General features: G+C 60.7%; 14 protein-coding genes, 1 tRNA gene and 2 pseudogenes. 8 read left to right on the top strand and 9 right to left on the bottom strand.

Going from position 1 to position 19,375, the window contains the following annotated elements; translation table 11 throughout:
- Positions 1–94: 94 nt before the first annotated feature.
- On the bottom strand, positions 95–1,039 hold the full coding sequence (locus tag P5540_14195) for an ABC transporter permease (GenBank protein HRT65968.1): 945 nt from the start codon (positions 1,037–1,039) through the stop codon (positions 95–97).
- Positions 1,036–1,992, bottom strand: coding sequence for a sugar ABC transporter substrate-binding protein (locus tag P5540_14200; protein HRT65969.1), 957 nt, complete (start codon positions 1,990–1,992; stop codon positions 1,036–1,038). The genes P5540_14195 and P5540_14200 overlap by 4 nt, the downstream gene beginning before the upstream one ends.
- 224 nt (positions 1,993–2,216) lie before the next feature.
- On the opposite strand from P5540_14200, the gene P5540_14205 reads away from it, so the two are divergent.
- Entirely contained in the window at positions 2,217–4,397 is a 2,181-nt protein-coding gene (locus tag P5540_14205) for an SUMF1/EgtB/PvdO family nonheme iron enzyme (GenBank protein HRT65970.1), read from the top strand.
- A gap of 22 nt (positions 4,398–4,419) precedes the next feature.
- Here P5540_14205 and P5540_14210 read toward each other — a convergent pair whose 3' ends face one another.
- Positions 4,420–5,121: a DUF1080 domain-containing protein gene (locus P5540_14210; GenBank protein HRT65971.1), complete on the bottom strand. Its 702-nt coding sequence runs from the start codon at positions 5,119–5,121 to the stop codon at positions 4,420–4,422.
- A gap of 502 nt (positions 5,122–5,623) precedes the next feature.
- Between P5540_14210 and P5540_14215 the strand changes: the two genes are divergently transcribed.
- Both P5540_14215 and P5540_14220 read left to right on the top strand, forming a co-directional pair.
- A tRNA-Lys gene (locus P5540_14215) sits at positions 5,624–5,699 on the top strand.
- Positions 5,700–5,877: 178 nt separating this feature from the next.
- Positions 5,878–6,081 (top strand): annotated as a pseudogene (locus tag P5540_14220) (transposase).
- Positions 6,082–6,548: 467 nt separating this feature from the next.
- On the opposite strand, the gene P5540_14225 reads toward P5540_14220, so the two are convergent.
- From P5540_14225 to P5540_14240, 4 genes are all read right to left on the bottom strand, one after another.
- Positions 6,549–7,487, bottom strand: a complete 939-nt coding sequence (locus P5540_14225; GenBank protein ID HRT65972.1) for a histone deacetylase — start codon at positions 7,485–7,487, stop codon at positions 6,549–6,551.
- A 70-nt stretch (positions 7,488–7,557) separates the two neighbouring features.
- Positions 7,558–8,475: an FAD:protein FMN transferase gene (locus P5540_14230; GenBank protein HRT65973.1), complete on the bottom strand. Its 918-nt coding sequence runs from the start codon at positions 8,473–8,475 to the stop codon at positions 7,558–7,560.
- Positions 8,476–8,496: 21 nt separating this feature from the next.
- Positions 8,497–10,059, bottom strand: a complete 1,563-nt coding sequence (locus P5540_14235) for a TIGR03663 family protein (protein HRT65974.1) — start codon at positions 10,057–10,059, stop codon at positions 8,497–8,499.
- Positions 10,060–10,108: 49 nt separating this feature from the next.
- Positions 10,109–11,890: a tetratricopeptide repeat protein gene (locus P5540_14240; GenBank protein ID HRT65975.1), complete on the bottom strand. Its 1,782-nt coding sequence runs from the start codon at positions 11,888–11,890 to the stop codon at positions 10,109–10,111.
- A gap of 312 nt (positions 11,891–12,202) precedes the next feature.
- On the opposite strand from P5540_14240, the gene P5540_14245 reads away from it, so the two are divergent.
- Both P5540_14245 and P5540_14250 read left to right on the top strand, forming a co-directional pair.
- Positions 12,203–13,033, top strand: coding sequence for a PTS sugar transporter subunit IIA (locus P5540_14245; protein ID HRT65976.1), 831 nt, complete (start codon positions 12,203–12,205; stop codon positions 13,031–13,033).
- Positions 13,034–13,125: 92 nt separating this feature from the next.
- Positions 13,126–13,626, top strand: a complete 501-nt coding sequence (locus P5540_14250) for a cyclic nucleotide-binding domain-containing protein (protein HRT65977.1) — start codon at positions 13,126–13,128, stop codon at positions 13,624–13,626.
- 20 nt (positions 13,627–13,646) lie between these two features.
- Here the strand turns inward: P5540_14250 and P5540_14255 are convergent, their stop codons facing one another.
- Both P5540_14255 and P5540_14260 read right to left on the bottom strand, forming a co-directional pair.
- Entirely contained in the window at positions 13,647–14,414 is a 768-nt protein-coding gene (locus P5540_14255) for a formylglycine-generating enzyme family protein (protein ID HRT65978.1), read from the bottom strand.
- Between the two features lie 354 nt (positions 14,415–14,768).
- Positions 14,769–15,119: pseudogene (locus tag P5540_14260) on the bottom strand (transposase).
- Between the two features lie 105 nt (positions 15,120–15,224).
- On the opposite strand from P5540_14260, the gene P5540_14265 reads away from it, so the two are divergent.
- The 3 genes from P5540_14265 (at position 15,225) to P5540_14275 (ending at position 18,834) form a co-directional block, all read left to right on the top strand.
- Complete coding sequence (locus P5540_14265) at positions 15,225–16,400, top strand: MFS transporter (GenBank protein HRT65979.1); 1,176 nt, start codon at positions 15,225–15,227, stop codon at positions 16,398–16,400.
- A 26-nt stretch (positions 16,401–16,426) separates the two neighbouring features.
- Positions 16,427–17,284 (top strand): TIM barrel protein, encoded by an 858-nt coding sequence (locus P5540_14270; GenBank protein ID HRT65980.1) that lies wholly within the window; start codon positions 16,427–16,429, stop codon positions 17,282–17,284.
- A 374-nt stretch (positions 17,285–17,658) separates the two neighbouring features.
- Positions 17,659–18,834, top strand: a complete 1,176-nt coding sequence (locus P5540_14275; GenBank protein ID HRT65981.1) for a hypothetical protein — start codon at positions 17,659–17,661, stop codon at positions 18,832–18,834.
- The last annotated feature ends 541 nt before the right edge of the window (positions 18,835–19,375 follow it).

The raw sequence follows: 19,375 nt of genomic DNA on the forward strand, positions 1-19,375 counted from the left end.
CATCAAATTGTTCCGAACGCGTAACACCGAATTCCGATTCGGCACAAGCATTGCCAACCCGGCCGAATTGGAATTCGGCGTTATGTATACGATTTCAAACGCGGGCCTTGATCCGGTGGCGGTAATAATCGAATACCACGGCCGCCACGATGACGCCGCCCGTCACAATCCGTTTCGTGGATTCCTGGGCGCCGAGCGTAAACAGGCCGGCCCCCAGCACGGCGATAATCAGCACGCCGAAAAACGACTTGACGACGGAGCCGCGGCCTCCCATGAGGCTCGTGCCGCCGATGACAGCGGCCGCAATGGCCTGGAGTTCGAATCCACTGCCGGCGTTGGGATCGGCGGCGCCGAGCCGGGCGCACTGAATCGCGCCCGCGGCCGCCGCCAGCATACCGCTCAACGCAAAAACGGTTATTGTAATGGCCGGCACGCGGATGCCCGACAAGCGGGCGGCCTCGGCATTGGCGCCCACCGCCAGGGCATGACGTCCGAACAGGGTATGGCTCAACGCCGCCTGGCCGGCAAGGACAACCGCAACGGCCGCGAAAAAGGGCAGGGACAACCCAAACACGTGCGCCTCGGCCAGCCGTTCGACGGGGCGTCCGATATATTGGGTTTGCGAACGCGTGAGCAGATAGGCGGCGCCGCGCGCGATTTCGAGCATGCCAAGCGTCACGATAAAGGACGGCAGCCGCCATGCGACGCTCACGATCCCGTTGGCGGCCCCGCAAACAAGACCCGTCGCAAGGCATGCCACGAAAGCCAGCGGCAGCGGCCAATGGAATTGCACCAGGCAAATTCCAAGCACCGCGCCACTCGCCGCAAGCACGGAACCGACCGACAGATCGATCCCGCCGATGATCAGCACAAAGGTCATGCCCACCGCCACGATCATCATCTCGGGGATCTGATTGGCGATGTTGCGAAACGTGCCGGCCGACATGAAATGATTCGTCGAAAGGCCGAAAAAACCTATCAACACAGCCAGCGCCAGCCCAAGTCCCACATAGTCGGCCAGCCAGCGGTAGCGCGTCATGGATGAAGCGTCTCGGCGGTTATCAGGTCCACGGGCGTTTCGCGATCCGCGGGCGCACCCTTCCGGGCGAGCATTTCAAGAGCGTATTCAATCCCGAAGACGGCCAATTGATCCGCGTGTTGATCGGCGGTGGCGACGACTTTGCCCTGCCTGACCAGATCATGAACGGCCGAAATATTGTCGAAACCCGCCACGATTACCGAATCCGCCTTGTTCGCGGCTTTTAGCGCGGCCACGGCGCCCAGCGCCATGCTGTCGTTCGCGCAAAGGATCGCCTTCAGTTCCGGATGTTCCATGATCATCGCCGACACGGCCCGGTTGGCCGTTTCCATCTCCCAGCCCGCGCTCTGGCTCGCCACAATCTTCATGCCGGCCGCCGCCATGGCCTCCTCGAAACCGAGTTTGCGCTGAATCGCGTTGAAGGCCGTCGGCACACCCTCGACGATCGCGACCGAATCGCCCGGCTGCAACCGCTTGGCCGTATATTCGCCGACCATCCGCGCGCCCTTGCGATTATCCGGTCCCACAAACGGTATCTTGATGCCCTTGTCGGCAAGGACTCCGTCGTCGAACTTGTTGTCTATGTTCACGACGACAATGCCGGCATCCAGCGCCTTCTTGCACGCCGCGATAAGCGCCTTCGAATCCGCGGGGGCGATGACGATCGCATCCACGCGCTGGGCAATCATCTGCTCGACCAACTGCGTTTGCCGGCCCACGTCCAGTTCATCCTTGATCCCGTTCGCGAGCAGTTCATACCGATCCGCATGCGCGGCCTGGTGCATGCGTGCGCCTTTTTCCATGGTCAGAAAAAATTCATTGGCCAAGGACTTCATGATCAGCGCAATGCGGGGCTTTGCCGTCTGCGACGGCGGCTGCGCCGAGGGGCCGCACCCGCACAACGCGAACGCGGTCGAGGCCGCCATAACGAACAACATCCTCATGCTTTCCATCCCTCCGTGATTTCAGCGTAAGCATGCACCAGCCGCGCTTCGCTGTCAACTCCGCACGGGAAATCGTCCCGCCGGTTTCCGGCATATCCCGCGGGCTGGATGGTATTGTCAGAGGCATGGTTTATTGTGTCCGGGCTCAGTACCCGTCCGTGCCAAACGAGGAGGTCATCGCTATCCGGCCGGTTTTGGTGTAGGATAACGCGAGGCGGATTGGAGGATATGCAATGAGTCGCCTGATGGCCATGCGATGTGTTGGGTTCGCGGTATGTATGGGATTTGCCGCGGCATTCTGCGGATGCGATCCGCGGCCGGCGCCCAAGGCGGCGTTGCGGGTGGCGATCGCACCCGCCGGCGCGATCGCGGACGGGGCCGAATGGCAAATCGAGTACGGCGAATGGCGGGCGGGCGGCGCGACGGTAACGGAACTCGCCCCGGGCGCTTGCACGATTCGTTTCCGCGATGTCGCGCATTGGACGGCCCCGCCGGCCCGAACGCTGACCTTGCAGGGCGGAAAAACAACGGAATACACCGCCGTCTACGAACCGTATGCCGGCACGGGAGGGCTTACCCAGGAAGAATTGGACGATCTGCACGCACAGGCGGTCGCGAACGGCTGGACGTTCACGATGGGATTCAATTCGGCCACGGATCGCCCGCTGGACGCCATCACCGGAGACCTCGACGGCGAGTTTCCGGCGAGCGCGCGAAAAGACATGGCCGCCGAAAAAGAAGAACCCGACACCACCCCAATCCCGGAGGCGTTCGACTGGCGCGAGCGGGGCGGCGTCACGCCGGTGAAAAATACGCGGGACTGCGCGGCCAGTTGGGCTTTTGCGACAAACGCGGTCATGGAATCCATCATCAAGGTTCTTGACCGGGAAACGGCGGATCTGTCCGAACAATATCTCATCAGCGCAAACACGGAAGGGTGGACCTGTCCGACGGGCGGCAACCGGGCCTTCGGTTTCTATGTCGGCCAAGACACGCAATGCGACAAAATAGGCGCGATTCTCGAGGAAGATTTTCCGTATCAATCCGCCGACGTGGAACCGGATTGCCCATACAACCCCCGGTACCGCCTGCGGTCGTGGGGATACGTGGACGGCGAATTTCCCTCGGCAACCCGCATCAAGCAGGCCATTATGACCTACGGCCCCGTCTATGTCTCGGTCACGGCCGATCGCGCGTTTCAGGCGTATACCGGCGGCATCTACAACAACCACGTGGACGGCGTGACGAATCTCGCTGCGGTCCTGGTGGGATGGGACGACCGCCAAGGGGCGGCGGGCGTGTGGATTTTACGCAACGCATGGGGCAACGGATGGGGCGAAGACGACGGGTACATGCGGATCGAATACGGCTGCTCGAACGTGGGACGCTGGGCCGCCTACGCCCACTACACCCGCCAGCGCGCGCCGGTGTTGACGGGCTTCACCATCGCCGGCGGACAGGTCGTGACGGAAAGCCGCACGGTCGCACTCAACCCCTACTGGAAGGGTTCGCGACCCAAGTCATATCTAGCCAGCGAATTGCCGAATTTTTCGGACGCCTCCTGGAAAACCTTCAGCAACGCGATCACGTTCACGCTTTCATCCGGCAACGTAACCAAAATGGTTTATCTGAAACTGCGCAACGACATCGGCGACTCGAACGTGATGCGGGACTCGATCATCCTCGACGAACCCGCGGGCGAAGGCGAGGGCGAGGGCGAAGGCGAGGGCGAAAATCCCAACGAGGCCGAATTCGCGGGCATCCGTTTCATCTGGTGCCCCTCGGGATCGTTCTACATGGGCAGCCGGACCGAAACCGACACGGAATCGCCCAGGCACCGCGTAACGCTCTCGCAGGGATTCTGGTTGTCGAAATACGAAATCACCCAAAGCCAATACACCGCCATCGTCTCCCCGAACCCGTCGGCGTTCCCCGGCGGCAGCCTGCCCGTGGATTCGGTGTCGTGGCAGGATGTAAACGCTTATCTCGACGCGCTCAACACGCGGTATCCCGGCTATAATTTCCGTCTGCCGACCGAGGCGGAATGGGAATACGCCTGCCGGGCCGGCAGCACCACGGCGTATTCCTTCGGGGACTCAAGTTCATCCCTGTCCGGCTACGCATGGTTCGGCGACAACAGCGGGGCCCAAACGCACTTCGTCGGAAAGAAAAAACCGAATCCGTGGGGATTCTACGACATGCATGGAAACGTCGAGGAATGGGTGCAAGACTGGTATGCCGCCTATGCATCGGCAAACCAGACCGATCCCCTGGGCCCGCTGGCGGCATCTTTACGGGTACGGCGCGGCGGATCGTGGCAGGCGACAGCGGACGAATGCACATCGGCTCGCCGCCGCATCGGCGATCCCGGCGCGCGAACCAATACCGCCGGATTCCGCATCGCGCGCGACTGACGCCATGCCGGCCGCGCGGCCTTTACCGCTTGCGGACGAGGATGTTGCGATACCAGACCTCGCCCCCGTGATCCTGAAGCGCCAGCACGCCCTCGAGCGGAAGGTCGTTGTAGGCAATCGAAAACTTGCCAAGCGGGGTGGTCATCTTCGCGAAATCCGCCTGGACGACCTTCCATCCGTTCATGACGACAGTGACTTCTTTGTCGTAGACGGTGATATCGAACGAGTTCCACTCGCCCGCGGGCCGCGACATGTTGAACATCGGCGTCACGACATCGTAAATCGCGCCGCATCCGTTCTTGCCGGGCGGCTTGCCGAAATCGTCCAGCACCTGCACCTCGAACCCGCGCGAAACCGGATCGTTCGGGCGCGATCGCAAGAACACGCCGCTGTTGGCGCCCCGCGCGACTTTGAACTCGACGTGCAGATCGAAATTCCGGAACGGCTCCGGTGTGTAGCCAACATAACGCAGGGGATACAGCGTACGCCCAAAAATATGAAGCGTCCCGTCCTTCAATTCAAAGATGTCCTTGCCGTCGGTGATGTTCTTCCAGCCGCTCGCATGATCCGCGTCGAGCAGATCGATCCAGCCCTCGCCCTGCGGTCGCGGCGTCGGCTCGCCCACGGGCACGGGGCCCTTCGTCCGCCATGGCCGCCACACCGCCACGCCGGCCGCGCCGAATACCACAGCCGCCAGCAATAAAACGATAATCTTTTTGGTCATCCCACGTTCCTCCCGCTTTACATCGTACCACAGCGGTGAACGATACGAAAAACATGGACCATTTTCATAGTATACGGTTCATGCGCCGGAAAGAATCTTTTGACGCCTTGAAAAATTCGATTCTGATTCCGGCTTGTCGGGCCCGCGCGCAAGATGCGGCCGGGCGCGTTTTATACCGAGCCGGCCGCGGTTCAGTAGAAACGGCATGATCGCCACGCGCTTGATGTTTGGGAGGGCGTGCCGCCTCGCGCGCCGCTTCGTGCTGACCTGTCACATAAGGGTTCTTTGCATGAATGCCGGTCAGTGAGGACGTCGCCCCCGTTACGCGCCGATCATGGGTCAGGCATGCCCTTTTGACGCCGGAAACCGCGATGCCGTATACTTCCCGATGAGAGCAGTGCGACTCGCGCACGGACGGTCCGCAATTCACAGCAAGTTCTTCGCATTCGACGCGGTGAAAGACCGTCCCCGCAAGGTCCAGCCGCTTCCCACGCGACTTCATGGGCGGGTAGCTCAGGTGGTAGAGCATCGGACTTTTAATCCGGTGGCCGCGGGTTCGAGTCCCGCCCCGCCTACCATTAACCGCAATGGTTCACCGTAGATGAAAACTCAGGCTGCTTCATGTGGTCTAATTAGTTGAATAGGCAAACATTAGACGATCACAAAAGAGCAGTTTGATGAAAACAGAGTGTACACCGGAACAGTTGGAATTCCAAACCCGGGGGGGCGGAAAGTACAGGGGGCGTTGACGGGGGCCCCATCCGTTCGGATGGCGGGGTGCTGCTTTTGCGGGAGGCGGATCTGCGACTGGGCGTCACCGAACGATTGGCCGGTTGTTTCACGGATTACCATCGTAAGGAATTCATTGAACACGACGTCTTGGCGTTGTTGCGGCAGAAAATTTATGCCGTGGCGCTTGGGTACGCGGGCCGGAACAATCACGACGAAAACTCGCCTTGAATCCGCTGTTGGCGCTGGCCGGCCACGCGCGTCATCGTGCGGGGCGATTCGGGATTCGCGCGCGACCATCTGATGACGCGGCGCGAAGGCCACAACGTATATTTCCTGTCATGATTCACTTCGCGAGCGCCTGCCCTTGCCAGGACGCTTTCGGGTAGGCGCTCCGGAATCTCGGCGCGTACCCGTTGCGCTGTTGACCGGCAGCCCGGCATCCCCGACGGGCGTCATTCACGCAAACGACGCCACGGGGAAAGGAGGAGGTGTGTTTACCCGTCAGACGCATCGCCCATCTGACACCCAACACCCCCCAAAAACGCCCCACAATCGGCTCATCCGCCCCACGAAATCCTCACTCGTTCCGGCCAGTCAAGACCGGTGAACAATCCGGGGGGAATAGTATTCAAGGATTCAATTACGATGACGAGCACGAAGAGAAACTTTTGTGGGTGCTACACCGTTCAGTATTCTTAATCTGGACGAGAGGCGTGGGCGCGGCAGTCTTGCAGGGCTTTGACGTGGGCCACAACGGACGCACCCAAGGCTTCGAGGTGATATCCTCCTTCGAGAATGGAAACTATTCTCCCATCCGCCAGTTCCGCGATGCGCCGTGTCATGTGCGCGAAGGTTTCCGCTTCGAGGTTCTGTCCACCCAGCGGATCGAGGTGGTGGGTGTCGAATCCCGCGGAAACGAGCAGGAACTCCGGTTCGAATCGCGCAAGGGCGGGAACGGCCTTCTCGTCAAGCGCGGCAAGCCACTCCTCCGTTCCGCAGCCGCGCGGCATTTGAATATTGAGGGTTGTGTTTTCCGCGCCGCGTTCAAATGGCCATCCGGTGCCGGGATAATGCGGATGCTGATGCAGGCTGACGAACAGGACGGCGGGATCGTCGAAGAAGGCCTGTTGTGTGCCGTTTCCGTGATGGACGTCCCAGTCCAAAATGGCGATGCGCCTCAAGCCGATTTTGGCCTGAAGCCAACGCGCGGCTATGGCGATATTGTTGAATAGACAAAATCCCATGGCGCGGTCGCGTTCGGCATGATGGCCCGGCGGCCGCACGGCGCAAAACACGTTGTCGAAGGCGCCGTCAATCACCGCCCGGCAAGCCGAAATCGCCCCGCCCGCCGCTAGCAAGGCCGCCCGCCACGAAAGAGGTCCCATCGGCGTGTCCGGGTTTGGATAGTCGAGGCCCCGAAGGCACGTTTCGCGGATCTCTTCAAGATGGTCCCACGAATGGACACGGAGAATGTCCTCTTCCGAGGCCGGTTCAATGGGCACGCGCGGCAACACAAGGCCCGCCTCCTCGAAGGCTTGGATGATGGCCTTGAGCCGCGCCGGTCGCTCCGGATGATTCGGCCCCGTGTCGTGTAAAATCATTTCCTCGTCGAAAACCAATCCTGTTCGCGCCATGTGTCCTCCAACAGCCCGCGGCCAATCCCGCGGCTTCGCGAATATCTACTCCCGTCAGTATGTGTTGTTTTCACCGGGCCGCGCATAAGGTCCATGTCCCGTATTGCAGCCGTTCATCACCGCCTTCCAGCACAAGCATCGCGCTGGTGTCGGCATGAAGCCTGCAATAGGCGGCCACTTCTTCGGGTTTCATCACAAAGAACGCCGTTGACAGCGCATCGGCCGTCGTCGCCGACGGATGCAACGCCCAGACCGCGCGCTTGCCCGGCGCGGGGCGCCCCGTGCGGGGATCCATGATATGGCGTCCGCGCACCTGCACGCCGGAACCGCTCAACGATTGGCCACGCAGCAGCAGGCGGTACGGGGCGGCGGTTTCCTCGCCCACGCCGCCAACGCCGACGGGCCATCCGTCCTGTCCCGGCTGGCGGCCGTATCCGTACACGCTACTGTCGCCGGCATTAATCAGTCCGGATCCGATGTCCCATTCTTTTAAAATTTCGGCGGCCCGATCAATGGCGTATCCCTTTCCAATCCCGCCAAGATCCACTTGAATCCCGGCCGCATGTACGCGCACACGCCGTTCCTGCATGTCCACTTCAATCAGGCGCATGCCCGTCCGAGCGCGCGCCGCGGCCCATTCCGCATCCGAAGGTGTTCGCGGAGACCGATCCGGATTGCGCCAGCAGGCCAACAGGGGACCTATTGTCACATCGAATGCGCCGCCGGTGTCCGCATGGGCTCTCTCGGCCGCCTTGAGGCATTCGATGGCATGTTCGCCGACGCGTGCCCATACCCCCGGCGCAAGATTGTTGATCTGGGCAACGTCGCTCGTCGCCACGAACCGGCTGATCTCGCGTTCGATGCGGTCCACTTCTTCAAACGCGGCCTGCGCCGCTTGACCGGCGTAAATGGCGTCGTCGTAGGCCACAAGGATTTCCCAAGGTGACGCCATGGCCTGATGCGAAAAACGATGCACGGTATCACTCACGCATTTCGACTCCCCGGGCGCCTACGGGCCCGATAGTTGTTCCTTCATGAACGCGTCCCACAGATCCTGGCGGATGTATGCGGCGATCAGGACTTCCGGACGCAATCCGTACAGTTCCGTCAGATATTTGCCTTTCAGCCGGCCTTCCACGATTTCCTGATTTTCGGCGGACGTGATGACAATGGCGGCATCGGGATCGTCAACCGGCCCGGGCCAGTACCCGACCCGATCAAATGCGCGAAGGTACCACGGCAGCGGCCACGAATCCAGCGTCAAAACCTTGATCAGGAGATGCCGTCCTTCCGGGGCGACACGCGCGATATCCTCGCACCGTTCGACAAGGCGGAGGAGGTTCCGCGACGTGTGGCCGTAAACGTACGGATTGCGCGGATCGGCGTCGAACGTGAAACAGGCCCGCTGCGCCTGCGCGCCCAATTGGCACGCGGCCAGCGCCAGCGCCGCCGCCACCGCACCCCTCAACGCGACATGCGGCATGGCGCGCACGAGTCCCGCCGCCCCGATTCCCGCCAGCGCGATCATCCCGTGCAGAAATCCCAGCAGGCACCACGGCGTCTTGTAGGGAATCGCCGAGTAGACCGCCGCCAACAGCACCGTGTACGCCGCAATGAATCGCCGGAGCCGCGCATCCGGAGAGGAATCGTTCGGCCGCCGCCACGCCATGACGCCGCCGACCGCCGCCAATCCGAGGATCAGTCCTTCGCTCCACCAGGGGCCGGGACCGTATTTCGTATAAGCCAGCATTTTCAGGTAATAGTGCCACGGCTGATCGTGAAGCCGGACTTCCGCGGTGCGGTTCATGTAATGGAAATGCGTCACCAGCAAATCCAGCGCCCCCCGCGGATTTGTCCAGAATCCCGAAATGACGGTTTCGGCCACCACGAACGCGGCCAGCGCGGCCCATGCGACATGCCGCCACGACAAATCCGCCAGCCACGCCCGCGCCAGCGCCGCCTTTGGCCGCTCAAGCAGGGCCACGACGGCCAGCCCGCCGCCCATGGCCGCCCATGCCAGGATGCACGTTTCCTTCGTCGCCGCCATCAGGCCGGCGCACACGCCCGCGCACAGCGCCCAAGCCGGACGGCGCGACAGCGCGTACCGCCAACCCGACACGATCAATCCCGCCCCAAAGAACACGAAGGGCACTTCTTGAATATAATAACGGCTGTAAAAAACCATGGCCGGCGAAAGGGCCGTCAAAGCGGCGGCCGCCAGCGCCGCCCCACGCCCGATGCCGTTCGCCAGGCCCGCAAACAGCAGAATCAATCCCACGCCGAAGATCACGGGAACGACACGGAACATCCATTCGCTTGCCCCCGCCAAAGTTCGCGCGCCGCCTGCCCAAAGGAAGGGCAATGCCGCATAGTAGATGGTGGGTCCGTGATATTCGTGGGGATCGTAAACGTACCGGCCCGTTTCGAGCAGTTCGCCGGCTTTCGCCGTATGCACTGCCTCGTCCGTGTGCATCGGACGCTGATCCAGCCGGTACAGACGAAACGCCAGCGCGCCCGCGGCAATCAGGGCCAGCACACAGGTAAACCACACCGAATTTTTTGCGATGAACATGCTTTATGATACGTTACCAGGCCGTCCGAGACAAGGCATTTACTGCAAACTATGGCTGCAAGGCCTTGATCTGTCGAAGGATTTCGGCATCGTCGGGACGCAGGCGAAGGGCCTCATGAAAATGCGCCAAGGCCTCCGGAGCGCGTCCAAGGCGTACCAGCGCAAGACCGAGGGCGTAATGGGCGCCGGCATCGTCCGGATTGATAGCCAGCACGGCGGCAAATTCGCCGGCCGCCGCTTGAAAGTCACCCTTGCGCAACAACACGTTCGCCAAGTTGAAATGCGCATCGGCGGAATGGGGCCGTAGCGCCAGCGCCGCGCGCAATTCCCCGTCGGCTTCGTCGAACCGCCCCTGTTCCGCGAGCGCAATGCCGCGATTGACGCGCAGTTTCGCCAGACGGTCCATCTCTTGATTGGCGCGCGGGTCTTCCGGGTTGATTTCAAGCGATCGGCGAAACCAGCGCTCGGCATCGTCGAATTGTTCCTTTCGCACGGCGACGATTCCAAGATTCGTAATCGCGTCGAGGTCCGTTTCATCCAACGCCAGCGCCCGTGCGTAGCAGGCCGCCGCCTTGTCCCATTCGCCGCGCGCGAGCCACGCGTTGCCGAGGTTGTATTCCGCGCGCCCGTTCGATCCGGCGGCGCGAATCGCCTGTTCCCACAGGGAAACGCTGTCGCGCCATGTCCGCGCCTGGGCCAATCCCAACACGGCGCAGACAAACACCACGGCCGCTCCGGTTCCCAGCGCAACCGCGCGCCTCGGCGCATGAGCCAGCGGCCAGGCCGTCATCATCAGAATGCCGATCAGTGGAAGGTACATATACCGGTCCGCCATGCAATGTCCGCCGATCTGAATCGCCCCGCTGGCCGGCGCCAACGCGGTTGCAAACCAAAGCCAGCCGACCAGCATGTACGGATGCCGGGAACGCAGCGCAAAGGCCAGCCCGGTGACGGCCGCCAATCCCCCCATGCACAAGAACAACCAGTACGGCGATATCGGCGACGAGGGAAACGGGTAGTAAACGGCGAGGTCCACCGGCCAAAAAGTCTTGTGAAGATACCGGACGTACGCGATCGGCACATACAGGAGACGGTTCCATGCCGATTCCGTTTGTTCTGTTTTGAGCGACATGGCCACCGCACTGAAACACAACGACAGGATCAGGAGCGGGAGTTTTTCCAGCACCGGCAGCCATCCCTTTTTCCGTCCCAGCGGCCAGTAATCCATGAACAGCAACAGCAACGGCAGGGTCACCAGCATGGATTTCGACATCAGGCTCAACAACATGCACGCCGCGACGCCCGCATAAGCGCCGGGGGAAGGCCGTCGGACATAGGCCAAATACACGCGCACGGCCAACAGACCAAAGAAACCGCCCAGCAGATCCTTGCGTTCCGAAATCCACGCCACCGACTCGACATGCAGGGGATGCACCGCAAAAAGCGCCGCCAGCAGCCACGCCGCGGCCGTTGTGCGGGCCTTTCCGGCGGCGGCTGTCCGAAAAAGGCCAAACACCAGAAACGAGTTCAGCACGTGCAGCGCCAGATTGACCAGGTGGGGGCCGCGTGGATTCAGTCCGAAAAAGTGATGATCGACCGCGTGGGAAAGCCACGTCAGCGGATGCCAGTTGTTGAAATAAACGGTCGTAAAGGCCCAGCGCACGGTTTGAAACGACAGCGGGGCGCGCACTTGGGTGTTGGCCGTGTAGTAGAAATCGTCGTCGTAATTGACAAAATCCGCCTGAAACACCGGTGAAAACACCGCAACCGTCAACACCGCAAGCAGTGGATATATCCATTTTTCCGTGTTGATCAAAAAACGTCTTTTCATGACCTTTTCGCGCCGGGCTCGGGCATTGCGCCGTTTCCGTCATGACCAGTGTAGCAAATCCAAAGACGATCCAGCCGCATCGTTGGTCAAGGGCATGATTTCCTCGTTCGCAACGTCCACGCGCAGCGCATGGATCTTGTGAATGAAGAAATCCAATCAGACAACGCGAGAAACGATGCCAGCGGGCGAAAAGGGAAACGGGTTTGCTTTGCGCTGTTGTGTGGAAGGATGCCGCGTGCTACAATCGGACCGTCGCGCTTCCCCGCAATTCACTGAAAAAGGGAGCCGGACAAACACCAAGGACAAACGCACATGGTATTAAGCAAGTACATCGCGAAGAACTGCATAGTGACTGAAATCGCCGCCGCAAACAAATCGGATGCCATCAAGGAATTGACGCATCTGCTGTTCGAGAAGAAAAAGATGAAAGGCATGGGGGAAGCGCTCGACCAAGTGGTCGCACGGGAGGTGACGGAGAGCACGGGCATTGGGCGCGGGATTGCGGTGCCGCATGCCCGGGTGACGGGCATCAAGCAACTCGTGTGCGCGGTGGGGCGCGTGCCGGCCGGCCTCGAATTCATGTCCGTGGACCGCAAGCCGGTTCAACTTATCTTTCTCATCTTCTATCCCCCGGCGCAGCAGACGACCTATCTGAATTTTGTGGCCACCGTCATCAAAGTCTTGAGAGATCCGAAAAATATGGCCGCCATGATGGCGGCGAAAACAGCGGACGACATGTGCGACATTCTCGAAACGGCCTCGAAGTCGCTAAACGACAATCCCGAATCGGCCTCGGCCAAACTGGACGCGGATCCGGCCATTGCGCACACGCCCGACGCGCACGCCGATCTTGTTTTGCTGGCGCGAATGCAGTTGTACGGGGAAATGCTGGCCACGGCGAAAACGGGCAAGAGTGAATTGAAACAACGGATTGACAAGATCCGATCGCTGGTGGATCCGCGCCTCCTGCGCCATTACGATCGACTGATGAAAAGCCAGCCGCCCGCCCTAGTGCCCGTCGAGGGCGACACATGCCAAGGGTGTTTCATGCGGCTTCCGTCGAAGTTCGCGCAACAGGTGCGCCAGGATTCCGCGCACATCCATACCTGCGCGAATTGCAGCCGCTTTATCTACGTGCTCTGATCGTCGGTTTGGCCGTTGGCGCACAGGCGGCCCGCATGCGAAACGAAGGTTGTTCATGCTGAAAGATGCCCCGGAGATGGGAGGAAATCCGCGTGATTCGGGACAACGTCGAATGTGAAACGCTGGCGGAACGAATCGGCCTGTTCGAGGGATTGAGCGCCGAGGATGTGGCTGGGATTCTGGCCCGCGGGATGACCATCCGGGTCGGCAAGGGCGAAACTGTGTTCCACAAGGGATCCTATGGCAGTCAGCTGTATGTGATCCTGTCGGGCCGTTTTGCGGTTCGCGACGGAGACAAGACGATTGCGATGCTGCGGACGGGCGACACGTTCGGGGAAATGTCCGTTATCAACCGGGAACCGCGCAGCGCCAGCGTCGAGGCGATCGACGACAGCCGCCTGTTTGTCCTAACCGAAACGACGTTCAAGCACCTGCTGACGAAACGCATATCCGTCCAGATACTCTTGAACATTGTGCGTATTTTGAGCCGGCGACTCCGCGAAGCAAACAAACGTATTGCGCCCGAAAACATGCCGGACGGCGGCGCCGAACACGCCCCGGGAAAAAAACTGAAAAAGACCCCTTCGTCATGAAGGGCCGTTGGGGGCCCGGTTTATTCCATCACGAGGCGGAAACCGATCACGCTGTCGCGCTTATCCATTCCGTCACGCTGGCGGGCGGCGGCACGGCATTGCGGTGCATCGTGGTACCAACTTCCCCCGCGATACACGCGGTTGGAACCCGTTTCCGGTCCCATCGGATCCGTAACGGTTCCGCCTTCATAGGGGTATTCGCCGTAGCGGTCGCTCACCCACTCGGCGACATTGCCGTGCATGTCGTACAGGCCCCAAGCATTGGGGTTCTTGCGCCCGACGACATGGGTTTTGCCCTCCGCGTTTTCCTTGAACCACGCAAAGTCCGGCAATTGCGCGGCGTTGTCGCCGAAACCGTACTCGCGCTCGCTGCCCGCGCGGCACGCGTATTCCCATTCGGCTTCCGTCGGCAGGCGGAATATCTTGTCCGGATACCGGCGGTTCAACTCGCCGATAAACGACACGACTTCTTTCCACGAGACGTTTTCGACCGGCAGCCGCGGATCGCCCGTGAAACGCGACGGATTCTTGCCCATGATCCCCTGCCATAAATCCTGTGTGATCTCGTATCGCGACAACCAGAAACCTTTCGATATCTTTACGCGGTGGACGGGCAACTCGTCATCCCGGCCTTCGATACTGCCCATGTAGAATGTCCCGGCCGGACACCAAACGAAAGAAATGCCGGCATACGAGCGCTCGTACCCCGCAGGACATCCCGTCAACACGAAAGCCGCCGCGGCCATCATCAACACCCATAGCGTCGCTCGCAAATATCCCCTGGCCATGAACGATCTCCTTTCCGTTTTCATCCGCCAACACCATACCCGAAATGGGTCGCGCATTGCCAACAAAAAATCGGATCGGTGTTGCCCGTCCACCGCACCCAACCCGGAATGTTCAACACTAGAAATGCAAGATTCCCATGGACGCCTCGCAACGGCCTGGAAGCTTCCGCGTTGCGCATGGTATCGGAATGAACGATACGACGGAAACCGGCAAGATGCCGTTTCTACCGTAGACGGCTTGTGTCAAGAAGTTTCTGTAAAAGTGTCTCTCGGTGAATGTGAACTACCTCTTCTTGGTGGCGCTACAGTTCCCCTCCCCCGCGGGGGAGGGGAACTGTACTAGTACTAAAATGTTTATGCCGCCGTACGTCTCGGCTTCTGGTGGGGTATCGGTTTCCCCACATGCTCGAAGGTAATGTACCGCGCTCGCTCGCATTGCCAGGATTCGTGGATTTCTACGAGTTGCGCACCCACCAAACGGTCGCAGGATGGAGCGTTGGGAAATATGCCAACGACCCGGATCCGCCGCTTGATTTCGCGCATCAGGCGTTCCAGCATATTAGTCGTGTAGACTCGCCGACGTTGCGCGCGGGGCAGGCCATGGACGGCTAAGGTTTCTTCAAACTGCGCGCGGATCTGCGCGGCCACCCTGGGGTAGCGTTTGTCCCAGCGCTGGGCGACCCGCTCGGCTTCCGCCAAACAGGTTTTCCTATCCTCGAATTGCCGCGCCGCGCCTCTTCAAGAAGAGCGATGGGCAAACCTGTTCTGATAAGATACCCGCCGTTTCCAAGATAGACGGAGAGGCGCATCGTGGTCCGGCGTACCCAAATTATTTTGTTCTTCGGTGGCGTGGCCTGCATGGCCATGGCGACCGGCGTCCATGACAGCATTTTCAACAATTTCCTGTCGGACACATTTGCCATGTCGGCGGAGGCGCGGGGCTGGCTCGAATTGCCGCGCGAGACCCCGGGTTTCCTGGTTTTTCTGACAGCGGGTCTGCTGGCGGCCCTGCCGGTTACACGGGTCGGCGTGGTCGGCGCCGCCACATTCGGGGCGGGCATGTTGGGACTTGGACTCATCGGCCACCATTTCGGATGGATGATGGCGGCGATGCTGGTCGGCAGCACCGGGCTGCATCTGTTGCAACCCGTCGGATCCTCCATCGCCATCGGTTTGAGCGATGACACAAAACGCGGACGCCGCATGGGGCAGATGGGCGCGGTGGACACCGTGGCGGCCGTGTTGGGCACGGGGCTGGTCTGGCTGACCTTCGACAAGGCCTCGCCACAGTACCGGACCGGTTTTTTCATCGCGGCGGCGCTTGGCGCGATGGCCTGCGTGTTCTACTCCATGATGCACGTGCCCCATCTGCACAAACCCCGCGCAAGGATGGTCGTCCGCCGAAAATACTGGCTTTACTACTTGCTTGAACTGGTCTTCGGCGCGCGCAAACAAATCTTCATCACCTTCGGCCCGTGGGTATTGATCAAGGTCTACGGCGAACCGGCGGCCGCCATCGCGGGACTGCTCATGATCGCGGCGCTGATTGGCATCGTGTTCAAGCCGCTGGCCGGCATGGCCGTGGACCGTTTCGGCGAACGCGCGGTCATGATGGCCGACGGCATCTCGCTCATCTTCGTGTGCATCGGCTACGGTTACGCCATGCGAATCACGTCGAATCCCGAACAGGCGCGCCTGCTGGCCTGCGGATGCTTCATCGCCGACAACCTGCTCTTCGCGCTCGGCAGCGCACGCGCGATCTACGTTTCACGACTTGCCGAATCGCCCCAGGAATTGACCTCGACACTCGCCGTCGGCATTTCCGTCAATCACATCATCTCGATGACGATTCCCGCCGTGGCCGGCGCGATTTGGATCGGATTCGGTTACGAACGCGTGTTCGCGTGCGCCGCCATGCTCGCGCTGGGACACGCGTTGCTGGCCACGCTCGTGCCGGGACGAAGCAAAAGACGGCCAATCCCATGACATTTCGCCCCTTGGAGGAACGACCCATGAGGGAATTCAAAACAGGCATTGCAACGGCCCTGGCCCTGCTGCTGATCATGTCCGCCGCGCATGCCGCCGGCCACCCAAACCCTTTTTTCGCGTTTTGCATGGACACGCACGACAGTCAGCATCGCACGCTCGATCAACAAGCGCGGCTGCTCAAAGACCTCGGCTACGACGGCGCGGGACACTTGTGGCTCGACCAAGTCCAGGAACGGCTCGCCGCGCTCGATGCCGCCGGACTTAAACTCTTCCAGATCTATCTGCGCGTCAACATCGCGCCGGGCAGCGAACCCTACGATCCGCGATTGAAAGACACGCTGCCGCTGCTCAAGGGACGCGATACGATGCTGGCGCTTCTCATGGGCGGATTGAAGCCCTCGGACACGGCGGGCGACAAACGGGCGGTTGCGATCGTGCGCGAGATCGCCGGCATGGCGCAACTATCCGGCACGCGCGTCGCCTTGTATCCGCACTCCGGCGACTGGCTGGAACGCGTCGAGGATGGCCTGCGCATCGTGCGCAAGGCCGATTGTCCCAACGTCGGCGTCATGTTCAACCTCTGCCACTGGCTCAAAGTGGACGACGAGAAAAACCTGAAGCCGCTGCTGTCCGAAGCGATGCCGCACCTGTTCGCGGTGAGCATCCACGGCGCCGACCATGCCGAGGCCATCCGTGCCGGGACCGGTAACTGGATCCAACCGCTCGATTCCGGGACTTTCGACATCCGCGCGCTGCTCCAGACGCTCAGAAACCTCGGCTACAAAGGCCCGATCGGCCTCCAATGCTATGGCATTCCCGGCGATGCCCGCGACCACCTTACACGCTCGATTACGGCTTGGCGCAAGATCACGACAGACTGAGCGCGGACGGATCCCCGAATCAATACCTCCAGCGTTGTGAAATGGGATTTTTTTCGCGCTGAGCCGCCCGAATCTTGGCGGGGGATTTGTCGCATAGTTTACCCAAGAAATCCGGAAAGTTTTTTCTTGACAAGATAAGTCTAAGTATATATACTTAGACTATACGAGACGGAAACCATGAAACTGGAAGAGAAGAGGCTGCGCAAACTTCAGGAACTTGGCCAAGACCGTCCGTTGGTGGCTGGCTCGCTCAATCGGGTCGAGCGCCGGGATGCCAAGGGGAAGACGACGGCGTATTGGTTGCTGACGTCGAAGGAGGCGGGAAAGACCCGGTCGGTCTACGTGCCCAAGGACCTTGTTAAGGAGGTGCAGTCTTGGATACGCAACCATCGGCGGCTCAAACAAGTGCTCTCGGAGATATCGACACTGAGTATCGCTATCATCCAATGCCATGTCCCGGAGAAACGGGCGGCGGACGGCCGGGCCGCCGGCGCAAAGCTCCCCGGGAGACCAAGCGCCCGGTAGGGCAAGCGCTGGCCCAGATCGTAAAGCGCTTCGCCCCGTGGCTTTGGGAGGCGTTTGACGGGGTGGACGATCTGCGCGAGGACCCGCGGTATGCGATGCGCCAGGTCCTGTGTCTGGCCGTGTTGATGTTTGCATGCCGGGTAAAGTCGCTGCGCCGCTTGGACGAGATCCGTGATGATGCGCGCTTCCGGGACAATTGGTGTGTGTTCAGCCGAGCCCGGAGCGACACGGTCGTCTGTTCGCGACAGATGACCAATATCCTGTGCGCGACGCCCGCCGAGCAACTCGGGGACCTGCGTTTCAGGCTCATCAAAGACATGATCCGGCACAAGCAGTTGTCCGAGGGCTTCCTGCTCAAGCATTTGATGGTGATCAGCGACGGTTCGGGCATCTACGCCTCCTCGGCGCCGCATTGCCCCGAATGTCTGTTTCAGGAACACCAGGACGGCTCCAAGACCTATCTGCACAACGTGTTGGAGGTGAAGGTCATCCCCTGGGGCGGGCTGGCACTGTCGTTGATGACCGAGCCGCTCTTGAATCCAGGGGGCGGCAAGTACGACAAGCAGGATTGCGAATCCAAGGCGTTCAAACGGGTGCTGTCTCGTATCAAGGAAGTGTTCCCGCGCGAACCCCTGGTCCACCTGCTCGACAGCCTGTACTGCAACGGGCCCGCGTTGAACGCCATCGCCGCGCTCGACCAGAAGTTCATCGCGTGTTTCAAACCCGGCAGTATTCCTACCCTCTATGAAGAATCGCTCACCCTGCGCCAACTCGCCCCCAACAACCGTAGCGTCCGGACCCTGGTGCGCGACGGACATCGCGTCAAACAAATCTTCACCTGGGCCAACGCGCTTGAATACCAGGAGCTGACGCTCGACTTCGTGATGTGTGAGGAAACCGTGGAAGGTAAAACCACCACGTTCGCGTACCTGAGCAACTTCACGGTGGACCGTGAAAACGTTATAACCATTGCGGAAGGAGGACGTAAACGCTGGACGATTGAGAACCAAAGATTCAACGAATAAAAGACCGGCTACGAATTGGAGTACTTCTGCGACTGCACCTCCTTCGAGGTCATGTTCGCCCTCTACCTGCTATTGCAACTTGCTCACGCCTTCATGCAGTTGCTGGCGCGCAGCAACCTCATTGAACCCGTGCGCACGCTGACGTTCCTTGCGCAGCTGCTCTTGGAGTCCTTGCGCAACCAATTCCCGGGCATGCCGCTGGCCGTACCGGAAACTGGTTCCTTGCGCAGCTGCTCTTGGAGTCCTTGCGCAACCAGCCTCTGCCCGAAGACCTCTTCGATCCCGACGCATCCGCCTTTCAGGTCCGTCTCACCCGGGCACCCACCTAGCCGCACGCAGTCGCAAACTCCCAAACTCGTCGCCGGTCTCCTTGCAGCAAACCAAACTCACCGCCCCAAGGGAGCATTCTGCCAAAACGACCTCGCCGAACATCCACTGGCGCCTGCACCGATTCGCGTGATTCCCATTTCGCACCGCTGCAATACCTCCCCCGATCCCCGGCTAAGAAAAATCCCGTTGGCGGGATCTTGTTGGCTTCATT

It is taken from the genome of Candidatus Hydrogenedentota bacterium (assembly GCA_035450225.1).
Lineage (GTDB): Bacteria > Hydrogenedentota > Hydrogenedentia > Hydrogenedentales > SLHB01 > DSVR01.